This window comes from Acinetobacter calcoaceticus, from assembly GCF_051947995.1.
Classification (GTDB): Bacteria; Pseudomonadota; Gammaproteobacteria; order Pseudomonadales; family Moraxellaceae; genus Acinetobacter.
In genome coordinates this window covers 28,223-43,593 of sequence record NZ_JBLVVH010000002.1, presented here as the reverse complement: position 1 = coordinate 43,593, position 15,371 = coordinate 28,223, and the positions used below count along the sequence as shown (strand labels likewise).

The following is a 15,371-nucleotide window of genomic DNA, read 5'->3' as shown; positions in this document are numbered from 1 at the left end:
CCTTTACCATTTATCTTTAAATCATTAAATTTCATAGATGCGTTATTCAAAACACTTAAGCCCAAAACCATACAAATAATCCGTGCACCAGCAACAAGAGTCCCAAGTAAAAGCACAAATTAAAAATACTCGGCAGTGCAATCCAGCCCTTACTGATCAGCCGATCAAGCCATGGACCTGCAAGCTTAAACAAGACATAGGCAATAATGGCCTGTACCAAAAGAATCGGAATATAAATGCCATAAAGATTAAGTTCACCCATGAGATATACCTAAGCCATACATGTCTGAATAGCGCTGTTCTGTGGAAATATGACCAATGCTTTCGCAGATATTATTCAGCGAAATCAGTAGTCGTTGACGTAATTGAGCATCTTCAATCTGTGGTGCAATACGCTGCAAACGCACGATTTGCTGTACGATATCTGCTGGAAAATGATGGATCGACAGTTGCTTCTCTTGGGTTTGAAAATACGTTGTAAGCTGCTGTTGCAACGCATTCACTTCTTGTTGCAGTTCTGGCAGTTGTGGCAATTTCTGGCTAATTTCCTGTAAACGCACCAGATCCACAATCGAGCTACTTTCCACCAAAGCATTTTGAATCGCTGTTTTAATTTCTGGATTTTGTACCATCTTGGTATTCAATACACCGACACGATCCAGCATGCTGCGTAAATGAATCTTGAAGTCACTACCGTAAGACAGATGTAATGCCTGTCGCATGGCCTGATAATGCAAGGCCAGAATCCGTGTCGCACTGGTATCCGGAGAAACGGCTCGTACCAGATCAATCACAATCAGTGACACCATCACCCCTAGGACCATGGCAAAGGAACTGTCCAGATAAGACACGGCATCCATGCTGTACTGATTATGCAAGTTCAAACCCATCATGGTGTTAATGCCCAGGACCATACCAATTGGCATCAGCATCTGGTTTGCCATCATGGTCACGGCCACCAGAAACACTGGGAACAATACCAGTGCCAACTGCCAGAAGTGAGTGACGTGCGGGAAGATACCAAAGGCGTATAAAAATACGAGTCCTGCCGAAACGATACTGCCCCAGATAAAGATGCGGAGTACTGGCACCGGATTATCCAGAGCGGTCAGGATACAGGCCGTAATGGCACCCATTTGCGCCATCATAAAACCCGCTTTCCAGCCTGATAAAATCCAGGCACCGGTAACAATAAACGTGATTAGCACGGCACTAATGCCGCCACGAATGGCAATACCATGATCGCGGTGCAAACTCGGATACTTGGTAGTAATCGAGGTAATTTCAGCGGGTATGTCTTTTTTACCCTGCTGGATCTGTTGCCAGATCAGTTTTACCGCCAGCATATTGGCAATAAAATGACGCACATCCATTTTCAAGGCTGCCAGTACAATTTGCTGTTCAGGCGTTGCAATCGACATCAACTCAGCAAAGTCCTGTTCAAAGCTATCAGGCAATGTGTGTAAATCTGCTGGTGTTAAACCCCGTTCTTGCTTTAAAAAACGTAAAGTATCCTGACGAAGCCGATCTAAATGCGGGGTCAAACTGGTCAATTGCATTTGCCCGAGCTGTTTCACCCGTTGCGACAAAGCCACCAGATTCGCTACCACCAAAGACACCTGATGCAGCATTTCCTGCAAGGGTTTGGTCATGCCATTGAGCTCACCTTTTTCATAAGCTAGATGCACGGCCAAGGCATGAATATCGGAAGCATCGCGGGTAATGACCGATAAAACCTGGGTATAGTTTTCTGGTTCTTTCTGCGCGGTAATCAAACGCTCAAAGGTATTTTCCAGATCATTCAGGGTTTTATTGACACGCTGCTTGATCATGGCCCCGACATGGACCGGAAAAAAGGTGGCTGAGACCACGGCGGTGGCCACCACCCCAATAGAAATTTCCAGCACCCGTGCCATGGCAATATCAAAAATATTATAGGTATCGATATAAGTAATCGCGTTATAGACAATCATTGCCGTGGAATAACCCGCCAGCATGAACACATAACTGCGCGGTGTGCGGTCAAGTAAGGACACATACAAGGCAAAACCGACCCATAAAGACAGGATAATGGTAAATAGCCACGGCGTATTAATAAAATGCGGTGTTAGCAATAAGGCAATGATTGCCCCCGCAACCGTTCCCACTAAACGATACACACATTTAGAAGACACCATTCCTGAATATGGATTGGCAATAATCAGTACGGTACCAATCGACCACATCGGATTGATCAGGTCCAGTTCAAACGAGATAAACAATGCCAGCATTCCCGCTACAAATGTTTTGCACGCAAAGATGATGTCGAGTCGACTCGGTCTAAAAGCCAACAACTGTTTAAATAGCATGAACATGTCTCAATTTAGAGTCAGTTTCATCCTCATCACATCAATAAATATGTGACGACTTGTCCAGACTGATCTGAAGAATTCAAATCAGGGCAATCGATAGGAATAAAACTGGATATTGGGAGTGATATACAATGCTTGTGCTTGGTATGTTTAGAGAGATTTCCCTAAAAATAATTATCCAAATAAGACATTGTGGTGCTAATTTTTTCAAAACAAAGTGAATTAGTCAACATAAATTATCACTATTTGATAATTTTTAATTTTAATTTAGAATAATGGATCTAATATTTTAAAGTTTTCTCAGCATTAGCTTCTATTTCCTCATCGGAGAAGAGCAATTTTAAAATCCCATACACCACTTAAGTCTTTTCTGTTATAAAGCAGTAAAAGTTCGGTTTTCACGTTATTTGGCAAGGAGTAGACAACGCATCATGGCAATTTCGAGTTTTGGTAAAATTCTCACCGTGCTGGATTTATTTTCAGTTTCACGTCCGATTATCAATGTCGATATCATTTGTGATGAGCTTGGTCTCTCCAAACCCACTGCCTATCGTTATTTAAAAGAGCTGGTTTCTGCCGATATTCTCAAGCGGATTAGTGGCACCTCGGGTGACTATACCCTTGGCTCTAAAATTGCGGTACTCGATTATATTTCGCATAGTACTGATCCTCTGATTCAGATCAGTATTCCGTTTATGCGTGATATCGTAGAACGTACCGAGCTATGCTGCTTACTTACTTATCTAAATCATGATTACTGTATCGATCTGCATCACGAAACCTTTAAGGAAGCTGAATTAATTTCCTATGGTCGAGGATGCCCACGACCAGTCTATGTGGGCGCTTCCCCTAAAATTGTGATTGCACATCTAACCAAACAACGGATTCAGGCTTATTATCAGCAGTTTACCCAGGAACTGGCGCAAGTAGGTTTTGCCAATAATGCCGATGAATTTATGCAGCAGATGCGAAAAATTAAAAAACAAGGCTTCTATTTATCACAAGGTGAAATTGACCCAATGGTCTGTGGTCTTTCGGTGCCGATCCGCTTTTCAACTAAAGAAGCCCCGATCGCCTTGACCCTGGTTGCCTCAAAGAACCGCTTTGATTTTCTGAATATTCAAAAACTCATCGAAATCCTACAAAGCAATGCTTCTCAAATCGAGCATAAATTTGCCACGCTTTCTGAAAATCAGAATAATCAAATTTGAGAATATTAAAAAACATTTACATTTTACATGGTTGTAAATAGCAACAAATTCTCATATGATGATTATGTTCTTCAGCATACTCTCCCAAAAGAGCATGACTTTCCTCAGAGAACTAAGCTCATCGTTGTTATGGGCTTTTTTCTTGTCTCGCCATCCATCAGGCAATAAAAAAGCCCTCTCAATCGAAGGCTTTTTGGTATTCAACTAGGGCTTAGGGCTGTTTTAAATACGGCCAGGCCGCTTTCATATAAATAAACATCGACCATAAGGTTAGAATCACGGCAGCATACAGCAAGGCATAGGCCCAGATTTCTAGCGGTTTCCAGTTCAACAGGAACACACTGATCGCGATCATCTGAAAAGCCGTCTTATATTTTCCGACCGTTGAAACTGCAACACTGGTACGTGCCCCAAGTTCTGCCATCCATTCACGTAAGGCAGAAACGGTAATCTCGCGGGAAATAATCACAATTGCGGCAAAAGCCATGGAAATGGTCGGTTGCCACTGCACCAGAACGATCAGGGCCGCTGCAACCATTAACTTGTCTGCCACTGGATCAAGAAAACGCCCAAAGGCCGAGGTCTGGTTCAGTGTTCTTGCCAGATAACCATCGAACCAGTCGGTGACTGCCGCCAGAACAAAGATCGCCGTCAGTACCATATGGCGCATCATTCCCCCATGATGCTCAGCAATTCCAATTGCTGGTGGCCAGTAAGCAATCACCAAAAACACGGGAATCAGGGCAATACGTGCCAAGGTTAAGATATTAGGAATGTTCAGGATTTGCCCTGTGCTCATAAACACCGCCATGTTGTTCGCATCAAATGCAGTTTGCACAAAGGATGTGCTGAGATTGTATTCATGTGTAGGCAACTTTATACGAAATGCACCGCAGTGTCGACTAGGCAAAAACGGCAACTGTTTGTCTAAGCACCGCAATTAAACGGTTTTCACGGTTCCACAGATAGGCATATTCGGTGGAATAACCATGTTCTGCATACTCGGTCACAACTTTATATTTAAACCAGTCTTGCACCTGCTCCGCCACCGGATGTAAATAAGTAATTTGCCATGATAATGAACTGGCGGGTGCAGGTGTTTTAAACATCGGTAATACGCCAGGTGGCCACACATCCATCAAGGCAAACAGATCAGGGAGCTGCAGGGCACGGTTCTGATGCAAATCGGGTGAAAAACGGCTCCATCCACCGAAATCAGGCACTTTACTGCCTGCTATTGGATAGCTGCCTTCAGCCCAGCACAGTTCGAAATGCTGTAAACATTCAGGCATTAAGCCTTCAACATAAAAGGTTTTATCGAGTTGCTCTGGTGTTGGATAATCAGGCACCTGCGGCAAATTTTCGACATGAATTCGGGATTCACGTGCTGAACCGAAGCTGGCAATCAAGATACTTTGTACAGCCTCGTTTTGCCACAATCTCACTTCCAGCGTAGTCACCGACTTGCCTTCACGTAAGACTTCCGCGGTAATTTTTGCTTGTCCCTGCTGTACAGGCCCCACAAACGTGATATTACAGCTGAGCAGTTGCTTTGCTGCATCTTGCACAATACTTAAAGCTTTCTGGATCAGGATGCCTGCGACCAGTCCACCAAACACGGTACGGCCTTGCAGCCAGCCTGACGGGATATCAATCCACTGTTGTTGTTCAACCTGCTGATAGAGTGGAAGCAATGACATCATTTTTCCTTCATGATCAAAACATCCTATCTTTGAACGTTTTTCGTGATTTGTGAATGATCATTGCTACAACCGTGTCAGGACGATTGAGTCAATTGATCCTATTATTCATGCAAGATTTTATAAATTGTTCGCGCCATCACTTCACCTAGACCCGGAACCAGCATCAACTCTTTTTCAGAGGCTTTCAATACCCCCTGAATGCCACCAAAATGGGTGAGCAGATCACGTCTACGTTTGGGTCCCAAACCAGGAATTGCTTCCAGTACCGAGCTGCTGCGACGTTTATCGCGCTTGGCGCGATGTTTGGTAATCGCAAAACGATGGGCTTCATCACGAACCTGTTGAATCAGATGTAAGGCTTTATGATCTTCGGGTAATTGGATCTTGGTGCCATCAGTAAAATGCAGGGTTTCCAACCCTGGCTTACGCCCTTCACCTTTAGACACCCCAATCATAAAGGCATCCAGCTGTAGCTCCTGCATCACCTCCATCGCCATATGCAACTGCCCTTTACCGCCGTCAATCAATAGTAAGTCGGGCAGCATATTCTTTTTATAACGACGGATCAGCGCTTGACGCATGGCTGCATAATCATCCCCACCGGTAATATCCTGAATGGCAAACTGGCGATAATCACGTTTTCTGGCACCGCCCTGATCGAACACCACACAAGAAGCAATCGGTGCTTCGCCCATGGTATGACTGATATCAAAACATTCAATCCGGTCAACCGGGCGGCCAACTACCTGTTCTAGTTGATGAAAACGCTCATTCAGTTCCAGATGACTGCTCAACTTACCTTTAATCGCATGCTGGACATTCATTTGCGCCAGCTCAAGCCATTCCGCCCGGGTTTCACGCACTTTATGCTTGATCTGAACCTTTTTATGAAAGCTTTGCTGTAACGCCTCTTCCAGTTGAACCTTGTCAGGAATGTCGATGTTCACAATCAGTTCAGACGGCACTTCATCAGCCACCTGAAAATAAAAATTCGCCATAAAATCACTGAGCATCTGCCCCAAGTCATCACTCAGCATATCCGGGAAATAACTTTTACCGCCCAGCATCCGTCCATTACGCACATGCATGATCTGGACACAAGTTACCCCTGCCTGATAGGCAATCGCCAGAATATCGGCCTCACCCTTAATTTTAAACACCGCTTGCTGGGCCTGAACTTCACGCAATAAGCCTAAACGATCGCGATAGAACACGGCTTTCTCAAATTCCAGCGCTTCTGCCGCCTGCTCCATTTTGCTGATCAGTTCCTGATTCAGCTCTTTGGTATCGCCTTGCAAGAAGCGGATCGAGTTATCGACATCTTCTTTATAATCTTCAGGGCTAATCAGACCCACACACGGCGCAGTACATCGTTTAATCTGGTATTGCAGACACGGGCGTTTGCGTTGTGAAAAATAGCTGTTTTCACACTGACGTACATTAAATAATTTTTGTAAAACCAGTAAGGTATCTCTGGCACTATAGGCACTTGGATAAGGCCCAAAGAACTTGCCAATCTGGTGCTTGCCCTTGCCTCGCCCACTGGCGATTCGTGGATAGGGTTTGTCAGCAGACACAAAGATATAGACATAAGACTTATCATCCCGCAACATAATATTGTAGGGCGGACGATGCAGTTTAATCAGGTTCTGTTCGAGTAATAATGCTTCCGTTTCTGAGCGCACCACTAGCGACTCAATATCATAAATACGGGCCACCAAAGCCTGTGTTTTCGGATGATCAATGGTTTTTACAAAGTAGCTCGAGACACGGTTTTTCAGGTTTTTGGCTTTGCCCACATATAGCAGTTCACCGTCTTTACCCAGCATTTTATAAACACCGGGTAATTGGGTCATATGCGCCAATATTTTTTCAATGTGTTCTCGAGCGTTTGGGTTCACGGCAGGCCTGTTTTCTCTGTTTACCCCCATGATGTGATGCTTGCTCAGATTTTTTCAAGTTTTAAATGTGAATATCCTGTAAGTAAAACGCTTATCTAGAGGTTGAAGGTGTTTTATGAAGTGCCTTGCAAAAAACATCTTTATCTTTAGGTGAAATCAGAATATGACTTATCACACCATTTTCTGATAATCGATGCGTAAACGATCCAAAGATAAGGCAGCAGATGAAATGATGTTATGACTTTCTGAGATTTTGGTAATGTCTGACCTGTTGATCTGCCACTTAAATAACATTGAATGAATCACTAAGTGCTGTTCTGTCACGATATAGCGTGTATTTAGAATTGGCCACCATAACAATGCAATAGTTAAAACATAAAGTAGTGCATGTTCAGGATATTCCTGCATCGTTCTCTTGATATACATGGTCCACAAAAATTGCAGCAATAAGCCTGAGGTTGCGATCACGATACCCCAAAATCACCAGTCGATTTTGGAACGGAATACTTGCATATGAGCTTCCAAATAATATTGATGGATTCAAAATATCTTATCGCAATCCCCCATAAAAAAACGCCCTTACGGGCGTTGATTTAATTCGAACTTAAAATACATAAGGACGAATAAAAATAAGGAAGAACAAACCTAGCATAATGAACCACTTCAAAAAGTAGTACAGCGAACGGTTCGACTTCTTCAAGGCTTTGGCTTTAATTCGGATTTGGTAAATATAACCAAAGGCTTTGTTTAAACCACCTGTCTGGTCACCCGCTTCATTGGGTGAACTCGCCGCCGTCATCACTTTTTTGCCAAACCAGTGATTAAACTTTTCCATAAAATGTGTCTTTAATGGACGCTCAACATCGGCAAAGAAGATAATACGGTTTTGATCGGTCGTATTTTCAGCATAGTGGATATAGGTTTCATCGAAGACGACACTTTCGCCATCACGCCAAGAATAACGTTCACCATCCACATCAATAAAGCAGCGGTCATCATTTGGTGTGATTAAGCCCAAATGGTAACGTAATGAACCTGCATAAGGATCACGGTGACGTACCAGACGGCTATCGGGTGCGAGTTCAGTAAACATGGCGGCTTTAATTGTTGGCAACGTTTTTAATAAAGCCGTAGTTTTTGGGCAAAGCTCAGCTGCTGATGGATGTGCAGAGTCATACCATTTCAAATAAAAACGTTTCCAGCCCGTTTTAAAGAACGAGTTAAAGCCCAAGTCATCATAAGTACTTGATGCTTTAATTCCACCTTTGTCATACAAGGCTTTAGCTTCATCACGAATCATTTCCCAGTTTTCATCCAGGATTTTTAAATCCTTAAAATGCTGGGTGTCGATATACGGCTGATTCGGCACTTTGGAAAACATGTACATCAGAAAGTTAATCGGCGCGAGAATCGTCGAATGGTCAAAGAATTGACGATAAAACGAATGTTTCACTTTCCCACGACGCTGGATATACAATGCAGAAATGATAAAAATCGCTAATATGATCCACTTAATCATAGACTATTGCTTTAGCTTTAAAAAAATCAGGGCTATTTTAACACCGTATTGATTGATTCAAACAAGAATTGCATAATTTTAATAGACAAGCATGAGATTCCCATACTTGTCTTTATAGAATTTATTGTTTGACTTTACTTAGAACACTATCCATAGATTTAGCTGCTTCTGCATTGTAATAATCACATTGGCTGCGCATTTTTGCATCCACTAATGCCATAAATTGATCTTCTTTTACTTTACCTAAAGGACTAACGACACCTTTAAACCATGCCGACTCCCTAAATTGTTTTTTCAAATCCTCTACAAATTCAGCAGTCTTCCATTCTGGTTTTTGCGGAAATGCGTGGTAGACCTTACCCTGATATTCAAGCGCAAAATTATAATAGTCAGGCGCTGATGGATCATCATTCCGACTCAATAGCGAGCCTATTTTAATTTTCCCCCATAGCTCTACATCTGGTACAGCTTGAGTCGTCCTATTTGCAGTAAGCTCTTGATCAGCCCAATCCTGTAAGATACGCGCATTCGGAATTTCAAATGAAGTATCAGGTTCAAATTCGAAAAACATCTGATTAGAGCTAAATGCTTGTGTCTGTATGCACTTAGCACCTTTTGGGAATTGATCAGTTAACTTCACCAATTGACTAGATACCGCATCGAGCGCCGGCGAGCCACCGCCATTATTTACTTCAAACTCATACATGGAGATCAATGCAGGCGCAAACTGATCAACAACTCTTAAACCTTGAAGATCAATTTCCTGTACCTTCCGAGTAAATTTTAAATCTTTAAAGCCCGCCTGATTATAGGGTGAAGTTACCCATGTTGTTGGAGTCATTGAATGAATAAAGCTATCGCGTATACCGCGATTAGCATCGTAGCTTTGTTCAGTTTCGGGAACATATAATCCATCTTTTTGAGTGACATAATGATTATAAAAAATTGGATTTTTTGTTTTTTCAAGCAAAATCGCCTTTTGAATGGTCAATTCAGACTTATCAAAATTTAACTTCTCTTGATCATAATCAATATCAATTGAATAACTAAATAATTTAGCGTCTCCATTCGAAAAAAGTTCAGCCTTAACTTCGTTAGAGTTAGAGTTAGAGTTAGAATTATTATTACTACTGGAGTTTGAGCCAGTACTGCTCGATGAAGACCCACCTCCTCCACATGCGCTCAACATCAAGGGAAGCATCACCAATACAACAAATTTGATTTTTAACATAATATTACTTTCTTAAACATTTTTATAACAATAAGCTTATCCAAAGATAAAAAAATAGACAAGTCTTTCTGTCTGCCGTTTAAAAATTGTCCTGACTTGTTTAATAAAAATGCTTGTTTGATATTTCCGTTATGGAGATAAAGTCAAAATTTATAGAGATAACTTCCAATTCACAGGTCTGATTCATACAATTAAAACCCGTTAAATATTTACAGAGCACAGCGATTTTTTACGCGATAAATAAGACCTCACAAAAGTCTCAATAAAATGAACAATCAATAATTAAAAACTATTTTTTTCAAATAGATAAAATCAAACATAGAAGCGCAAAAACAAATGATGACCCTAGCGTCACGGCTTGATACAACTTGTTATGTCCTTTTTGGATATAGTTATCGTAAGATTAGCGAAGCTTTTTTATGTGCTGAAACTGCACATATGCTTTATGACATCCACTTAGAATCCTCCACAACAAGGGAGATCAGGCATGATCCACGCTGGCAATGCCATTACCGTCCAAATGCTTGCGGACGGAATTGCAGAATTCCGCTTTGACTTACAAGGTGAGTCGGTTAACAAGTTTAACCGTGCAACCATCGAAGACTTCCAAGCAGCAATTGCTGCAGTGAAAGCCAATAACGATATTAAAGGCTTAGTCGTAACTTCTGGCAAATCAACTTTTATCGTTGGTGCTGACATTACTGAATTTGGCGACAACTTCGCTGCGGGTGAGCAAGCAATTGTTGATTGGCTTATGCCTGTACATGAAATCTTCAACAGTTTCGAAGATTTAGATCTACCTAAAGTTGCTGCAATTAATGGTACAGCGTTGGGTGGCGGTTTTGAAATGTGCTTGGTGTGTGACTACCGTGTGATGTCAGAACAAGCACAAGTCGGCTTACCAGAAATCAAATTGGGTATCTATCCTGGTTTCGGTGGTAGCGTACGTTTAAGCCGTTTAATCGGTATCGACAATGCCGTTGAATGGATGGCAATGGCGAATCCGAAAAAACCAGCTGCTGCATTGAAAGACGGTGCTGTAGATGCGGTTGTTGCTGCTGACAAACTTCAAGAAGCTGCGGTTGATCTCGTTAAACAAGCCATTGCTGGCCGTTTAAACTGGAAAGCAAAGCGTCAAGAAAAATTAGATGCCATCAAGTTGAACCCACTTGAACAAATGATGGCGTTCAATACGGCGAAAGGTGCGGTCCTTGCGAAAGCAAACCCGGCTCAATACCCTGCGCCAAAATTATTGCTTGATTCTTTACAAGCAGGCGCAAGCTCAACCCGTGATGATGCGTTAAAAGCTGAAGCACAAGGTTTTGCAAAAGCAGCCATTACGCCACAAGCAGGTGCATTGATCGGATTATTCATCAATGACCAAGTAGTGAAGAAAACTGCGAAAAAATATGAGAAAGGCGCTCATCCGGTGAACCAAGCCGCTGTACTCGGCGCTGGTATCATGGGTGGTGGTATTGCTTACCAAGCGGCAAGCAAAGGCACACCAATCATCATGAAAGACATTGGTAACCCACAGCTTGCACTCGGTATGAAAGAAGCGAATGGCTTGCTCACTAAGCAAGTTGAACGCAAGAAAATGAAACCTGCGCAAATGGGTGAAACACTGGCTCGCATCCGTCCAACTTTAAGCTATGACGAGTTTAAAGAAGTGGATATCGTGATCGAAGCGGTGACTGAAAATCCAAAAGTTAAAGAAATTGTGCTTGCTGATACTGAAAAGCATGTTCGTGAAAACACGATTATCGCGTCTAACACCTCAACGATTTCAATCACACGTTTAGCGAAAGCATTACAACGTCCTGAAAACTTTGTGGGTATGCACTTCTTCAACCCGGTACACATGATGCCACTGGTAGAAGTCATTCGTGGTGAGAAAACATCTGATGAAGCGATTGCAACCACCGTTGTTCTTGCTCAGAAAATGGGTAAAACCCCAATCGTTGTTAACGACTGCCCAGGTTTCTTGGTGAACCGTGTATTGTTCCCTTACTTCGGTGCATTCGACCTGCTTGTAAAAGACGGCGCGGATTTCCAGCAAGTGGATAATGTGATGGCGAAATTCGGCTGGCCGATGGGCCCTGCATACCTGATCGACGTTGTCGGTATCGATACAGGTGTTCATGGCGCTGAAGTGATGGCTGAAGGTTTCCCTGACCGTATGAAGCCAGACTACAAAGGTTCTATCGAAGCGATGTACGAAGCAAAACGTCTTGGTCAAAAGAATGACGTTGGTTTCTACAAATACGTATTAGATAAGAAAGGCAAGAAAGTAAAAACTGTTGATCCAACAGCTTACGAAATCATTGCACCTTTCGTGACTGGTGAAAAACGTGAGTTTGACAACCAGGAAATCATTGACCGCATGATGCTTGCTTTCTGTAACGAAACTGTTCGTTGCCTAGAAGACAAGATCGTTGCAACAGCATCTGAAGCTGACATGGCAATGATCATGGGCGTTGGTTTCCCTCCATTCCGCGGTGGTCCATGCCGTTACATCGACCAAACAGGTGTTGCTGAATACGTTGCGCTTTGCGACAAATATGCACACTTAGGTAAGGCTTATGAAGCGCCACAAATGTTGCGTGACATGGCTGCTAACAACACAAAATTCTACGGTTAAGGAGCGACGTGAATGGCTACTTTAAATCCACGTGACGTTGTGATTGTTGATGGCGTTCGTTCTGCCATGGGCAAATCACGTAACGGTATGTTCCGCAATGTACGTGCCGACAGTTTATCTGCTGAATTAGTACGTGCACTTGTTGCTCGTAACCAGTTTGATACCAACGAAGTTGAAGATGTAATCTGGGGCTGTGTAAACCAGACTTTAGAGCAAGGTATGAACATTGCTCGTAACATTGGTTTATTGGCTGATATTCCAAAAACTGCGGGCGGCCAAACAGTCAACCGTCTGTGTGGTTCTTCTATGCAAGCAATCCACACGGCTGCTGCACAGATTGCAACCAACCAGGGTGATATCTTCATCATCGGTGGTGTAGAGCACATGGGCCACGTTGGTATGATGCACGGCATCGACCTTAACCCAGAAGCATCTAAACACTATGCCAAAGCATCGAACATGATGGGCTTAACCGCTGAAATGTTAGGCCGTATGAACGGTATTTCGCGTGAAGAGCAAGATGCTTTCGGTGTTGAATCTCACCGTCGTGCTTGGGCTGCAACTCAAGAAGGTCGTTTCAAAAACGAAATCGTGGGCGTTGAAGGTCATGATGCTAACGGCTTCAAAATCCTTTGCGACATCGACGAAGTGATTCGTCCTGATGCCAACATTGAAGCATTCAAAGCATTGAAACCAGTGTTTGATCCTAAAGGTGGTTCAGTAACAGCAGCAACTTCATCTGCGCTTTCTGACGGCGCATCTGCAATGTTATTGATGTCTGCTGAACGTGCTCAAGCATTGGGTTTAAAACCACGTGCCGTGATTCGTTCAATGGCAATTGCAGGCTGTGACGCTGCGATCATGGGTTACGGTCCAGTACCAGCAACTCAAAAAGCGCTTAAGCGTGCCGGTTTAACCATGGCGGATATCCAGACTATCGAGTTAAACGAAGCATTTGCTGCTCAAGGCTTATCAGTGATGAAAGGCTTAGGCGTGTATGACAAGCAAGACATCATCAACTTGAATGGTGGTGCGATTGCATTGGGTCACCCATTGGGCTGTTCTGGTGCGCGTATCACAACCACATTGTTGAACGTGATGGAACAACAAGATACTCAAATCGGTCTTGCGACCATGTGTATCGGTCTTGGTCAAGGTATCGCGACTATTATCGAACGTGTTTAACCGACACTAAGATAAAAGAAAATCCCCGCACTATGCGGGGATTTTTTTATTCCCAGGAACAAATTTTTAACGCGGCAATAAAGGATTCTGTGGCGGATTTAATCCATCTCGAATCTGTTGCTGCAATTTCAAAATATCGCCTAGATCGATTTTAATCGTCCCATTGCGAATGCCGTCAATATTACCGCGGTTAATATTCAAAGGCTCCAGCATTTTAAAAAGACCATTGGTCGGGTCTGACGACTGAAAACCTGATGCCACAGCCAGTATGTACTGCTGCAAAATCGGAGAATATTGGGACAGGTCCGGCTGTGCCGCAGTAGGCTGATAATTCACGGTGGTCGGACTTGCAGTCACACCTGCATTCTGTATGTCATTGTGAATTTTATAGACACGATGCTGCAGTGCTTGACGAACTTGCTTATCTTCCTGATAAGGCACAAATCCAACCTCTTCGCGCAGCTCGGATTCAGCCATGACCCTAATCGTCGGTAATGGCGTCACCTCACCCTCTTGCGCATAAGCCATTGGCATGCTTGTAATCATCAACAGGGAGATCAAAGCTACTTGTTCTTGAAAATTCATTGTTTGCTCCAAATATCCCTCATCCATAAGAAAATAGTGAGTTAAATAAAAGCAGATATAAATAGGCTACAGCAAAGTCAGAATGGATTCAGTAAGGGTCAGATAAACGGTCAATTCGCACTATTATTTGAACAAATGATTAAATCGTGCCCTATCATTTCATCTGATGAATTAAATAAAGGAAGTTCTCGCATTCATAGGAGTTTTTATTTATCCTTTTTATAATTATTGGAAAAGTAAAAACAAAAATGCGTTTCAACGGTTTAAATCAGAATATTTTAATTTTTAGCTTATGTTCATCATTATTCCTTAGCGCTTGCGCAACTGATCGGGTTGGTGACTCAACAAGAGATATATTTACCAAATATGACTCAGGGCACGAATGGATTACCGTACTTGAAGATGATGTGGTGGCGTTCGGCAAGCCCGCTACCACCTTACCCGATGAACCTGCTGACAGCATCGTTATTGCAGGCAAACAATATAGCTACGTGATCAATAAGGGAGGTAGCGGACTGGTTCAGCTCATTAGCCAGCTCAATCCAGAATACATCAAAATTGATCGTGATCTGGATTTTAATGCACCCGCACAGGATAGTCCGCGTTTTTACGGCAATTTTAGATTTTCTTATACGCCACCCAATGGAAAATTAAATGACAAAGAAGCCGCTCTTTTTAAACAATATGGCGTTCAACCCTGTAGCTGTCTGGAAAAAATAAGACCTGCCACATTTGATCTTCGACTCGAAGGTAACGTCTATCCTGCTGCAAATAATCTGGCGAAGTTAACGCCTTTATCCAAGCCCTATCATGTCAAGATTCAATATCTCCACTATAAAAGTGGAACGGTGAAACGTTCCGGTAAAGAAATTTTGCAACAGCTTCCTCTGCTTCCGCTGGCCGTTGCATTTGATGTGATTGCACTTCCTTTTCAGGCCATAGGTCTAACGAATGAAGTATGGAAATAACGAACCCCATACCTTAGTCGTATGAAAATATTTACGAATTAAAAAAATGAGCAGCTGAGTTATGTTGTCCATGTTC

12 protein-coding genes and 1 pseudogene are annotated in these 15,371 nt (G+C 42.8%); 4 read left to right on the top strand and 9 right to left on the bottom strand.

The features are described from left to right. Nucleotides 1–55 precede the first annotated feature (55 nt). Nucleotides 56–262: a DUF1656 domain-containing protein gene (locus tag ACNQO6_RS03310; protein ID WP_005226435.1), complete on the bottom strand. Its 207-nt coding sequence runs from the start codon at nt 260–262 to the stop codon at nt 56–58. Beyond that, nucleotides 255–2,348, bottom strand: a complete 2,094-nt coding sequence (locus tag ACNQO6_RS03305; protein WP_440208088.1) for an FUSC family protein — start codon at nt 2,346–2,348, stop codon at nt 255–257. Before ACNQO6_RS03305 ends, ACNQO6_RS03310 begins: the two co-directional genes overlap by 8 nt. 434 nt (nt 2,349–2,782) lie before the next feature. Here ACNQO6_RS03305 and ACNQO6_RS03300 point away from each other — a divergent pair, with 434 nt between their 5' ends. Next, nucleotides 2,783–3,562, top strand: coding sequence for an IclR family transcriptional regulator (locus ACNQO6_RS03300; RefSeq protein ID WP_343578500.1), 780 nt, complete (start codon nt 2,783–2,785; stop codon nt 3,560–3,562). A gap of 211 nt (nt 3,563–3,773) precedes the next feature. Here the strand turns inward: ACNQO6_RS03300 and pgsA are convergent, their stop codons facing one another. The 6 genes and pseudogenes from pgsA to ACNQO6_RS03270 form a co-directional block, all read right to left on the bottom strand. Continuing rightward, a complete protein-coding gene (gene pgsA, locus ACNQO6_RS03295; protein WP_005255491.1) occupies nt 3,774–4,361 on the bottom strand; it encodes a CDP-diacylglycerol--glycerol-3-phosphate 3-phosphatidyltransferase in 588 nt (195 codons plus the stop codon). 103 nt (nt 4,362–4,464) lie between these two features. After that, on the bottom strand, nt 4,465–5,262 hold the full coding sequence (locus ACNQO6_RS03290) for a thioesterase family protein (RefSeq protein ID WP_440208360.1): 798 nt from the start codon (nt 5,260–5,262) through the stop codon (nt 4,465–4,467). A gap of 104 nt (nt 5,263–5,366) precedes the next feature. Continuing rightward, nucleotides 5,367–7,166 (bottom strand): excinuclease ABC subunit UvrC, encoded by a 1,800-nt coding sequence (uvrC, locus tag ACNQO6_RS03285; protein ID WP_440208359.1) that lies wholly within the window; start codon nt 7,164–7,166, stop codon nt 5,367–5,369. A gap of 91 nt (nt 7,167–7,257) precedes the next feature. Then, nucleotides 7,258–7,637: pseudogene (locus ACNQO6_RS03280) on the bottom strand (PH domain-containing protein). Between the two features lie 133 nt (nt 7,638–7,770). Then, the gene (gene lpxO, locus ACNQO6_RS03275) at nt 7,771–8,685 is read right to left on the bottom strand and encodes a lipid A hydroxylase LpxO (protein WP_440208087.1); all 915 of its coding nucleotides are present in this window, start codon (nt 8,683–8,685) and stop codon (nt 7,771–7,773) included. 121 nt (nt 8,686–8,806) lie between these two features. Then, entirely contained in the window at nt 8,807–9,916 is a 1,110-nt protein-coding gene (locus tag ACNQO6_RS03270) for a hypothetical protein (RefSeq protein WP_440208086.1), read from the bottom strand. A 487-nt stretch (nt 9,917–10,403) separates the two neighbouring features. Here ACNQO6_RS03270 and fadB point away from each other — a divergent pair, with 487 nt between their 5' ends. Both fadB and fadA read left to right on the top strand, forming a co-directional pair. Beyond that, nucleotides 10,404–12,557, top strand: a complete 2,154-nt coding sequence (gene fadB, locus ACNQO6_RS03265) for a fatty acid oxidation complex subunit alpha FadB (RefSeq protein ID WP_440208085.1) — start codon at nt 10,404–10,406, stop codon at nt 12,555–12,557. A gap of 12 nt (nt 12,558–12,569) precedes the next feature. Then, nucleotides 12,570–13,742: an acetyl-CoA C-acyltransferase FadA gene (fadA, locus tag ACNQO6_RS03260; protein ID WP_440208084.1), complete on the top strand. Its 1,173-nt coding sequence runs from the start codon at nt 12,570–12,572 to the stop codon at nt 13,740–13,742. A 66-nt stretch (nt 13,743–13,808) separates the two neighbouring features. Here fadA and ACNQO6_RS03255 read toward each other — a convergent pair whose 3' ends face one another. Next, nucleotides 13,809–14,327 (bottom strand): hypothetical protein, encoded by a 519-nt coding sequence (locus ACNQO6_RS03255; protein WP_440208083.1) that lies wholly within the window; start codon nt 14,325–14,327, stop codon nt 13,809–13,811. Nucleotides 14,328–14,575: 248 nt separating this feature from the next. On the opposite strand from ACNQO6_RS03255, the gene ACNQO6_RS03250 reads away from it, so the two are divergent. Next, nucleotides 14,576–15,295, top strand: a complete 720-nt coding sequence (locus ACNQO6_RS03250; protein ID WP_440208082.1) for a hypothetical protein — start codon at nt 14,576–14,578, stop codon at nt 15,293–15,295. Nucleotides 15,296–15,371: the final 76 nt, after the last annotated feature.

Excerpts from the sequence above, each read along its gene's own strand:
- ACNQO6_RS03310 (WP_005226435.1), bottom strand. The coding sequence starts at position 262 with ATGGGTGAACTTAATCTTTATGGCATTTATATTCCGATTCTTTTGGTA.
- ACNQO6_RS03305 (WP_440208088.1), bottom strand. The coding sequence starts at position 2,348 with ATGCTATTTAAACAGTTGTTGGCTTTTAGACCGAGTCGACTCGACATC.
- ACNQO6_RS03300 (WP_343578500.1), top strand. The coding sequence starts at position 2,783 with ATGGCAATTTCGAGTTTTGGTAAAATTCTCACCGTGCTGGATTTATTT.
- pgsA (WP_005255491.1), bottom strand. The coding sequence starts at position 4,361 with ATGAGCACAGGGCAAATCCTGAACATTCCTAATATCTTAACCTTGGCA.
- ACNQO6_RS03290 (WP_440208360.1), bottom strand. The coding sequence starts at position 5,262 with ATGTCATTGCTTCCACTCTATCAGCAGGTTGAACAACAACAGTGGATT.
- lpxO (WP_440208087.1), bottom strand. The coding sequence starts at position 8,685 with ATGATTAAGTGGATCATATTAGCGATTTTTATCATTTCTGCATTGTAT.
- ACNQO6_RS03270 (WP_440208086.1), bottom strand. The coding sequence starts at position 9,916 with ATGTTAAAAATCAAATTTGTTGTATTGGTGATGCTTCCCTTGATGTTG.
- fadB (WP_440208085.1), top strand. The coding sequence starts at position 10,404 with ATGATCCACGCTGGCAATGCCATTACCGTCCAAATGCTTGCGGACGGA.
- fadA (WP_440208084.1), top strand. The coding sequence starts at position 12,570 with ATGGCTACTTTAAATCCACGTGACGTTGTGATTGTTGATGGCGTTCGT.
- ACNQO6_RS03255 (WP_440208083.1), bottom strand. The coding sequence starts at position 14,327 with ATGAATTTTCAAGAACAAGTAGCTTTGATCTCCCTGTTGATGATTACA.
- ACNQO6_RS03250 (WP_440208082.1), top strand. The coding sequence starts at position 14,576 with ATGCGTTTCAACGGTTTAAATCAGAATATTTTAATTTTTAGCTTATGT.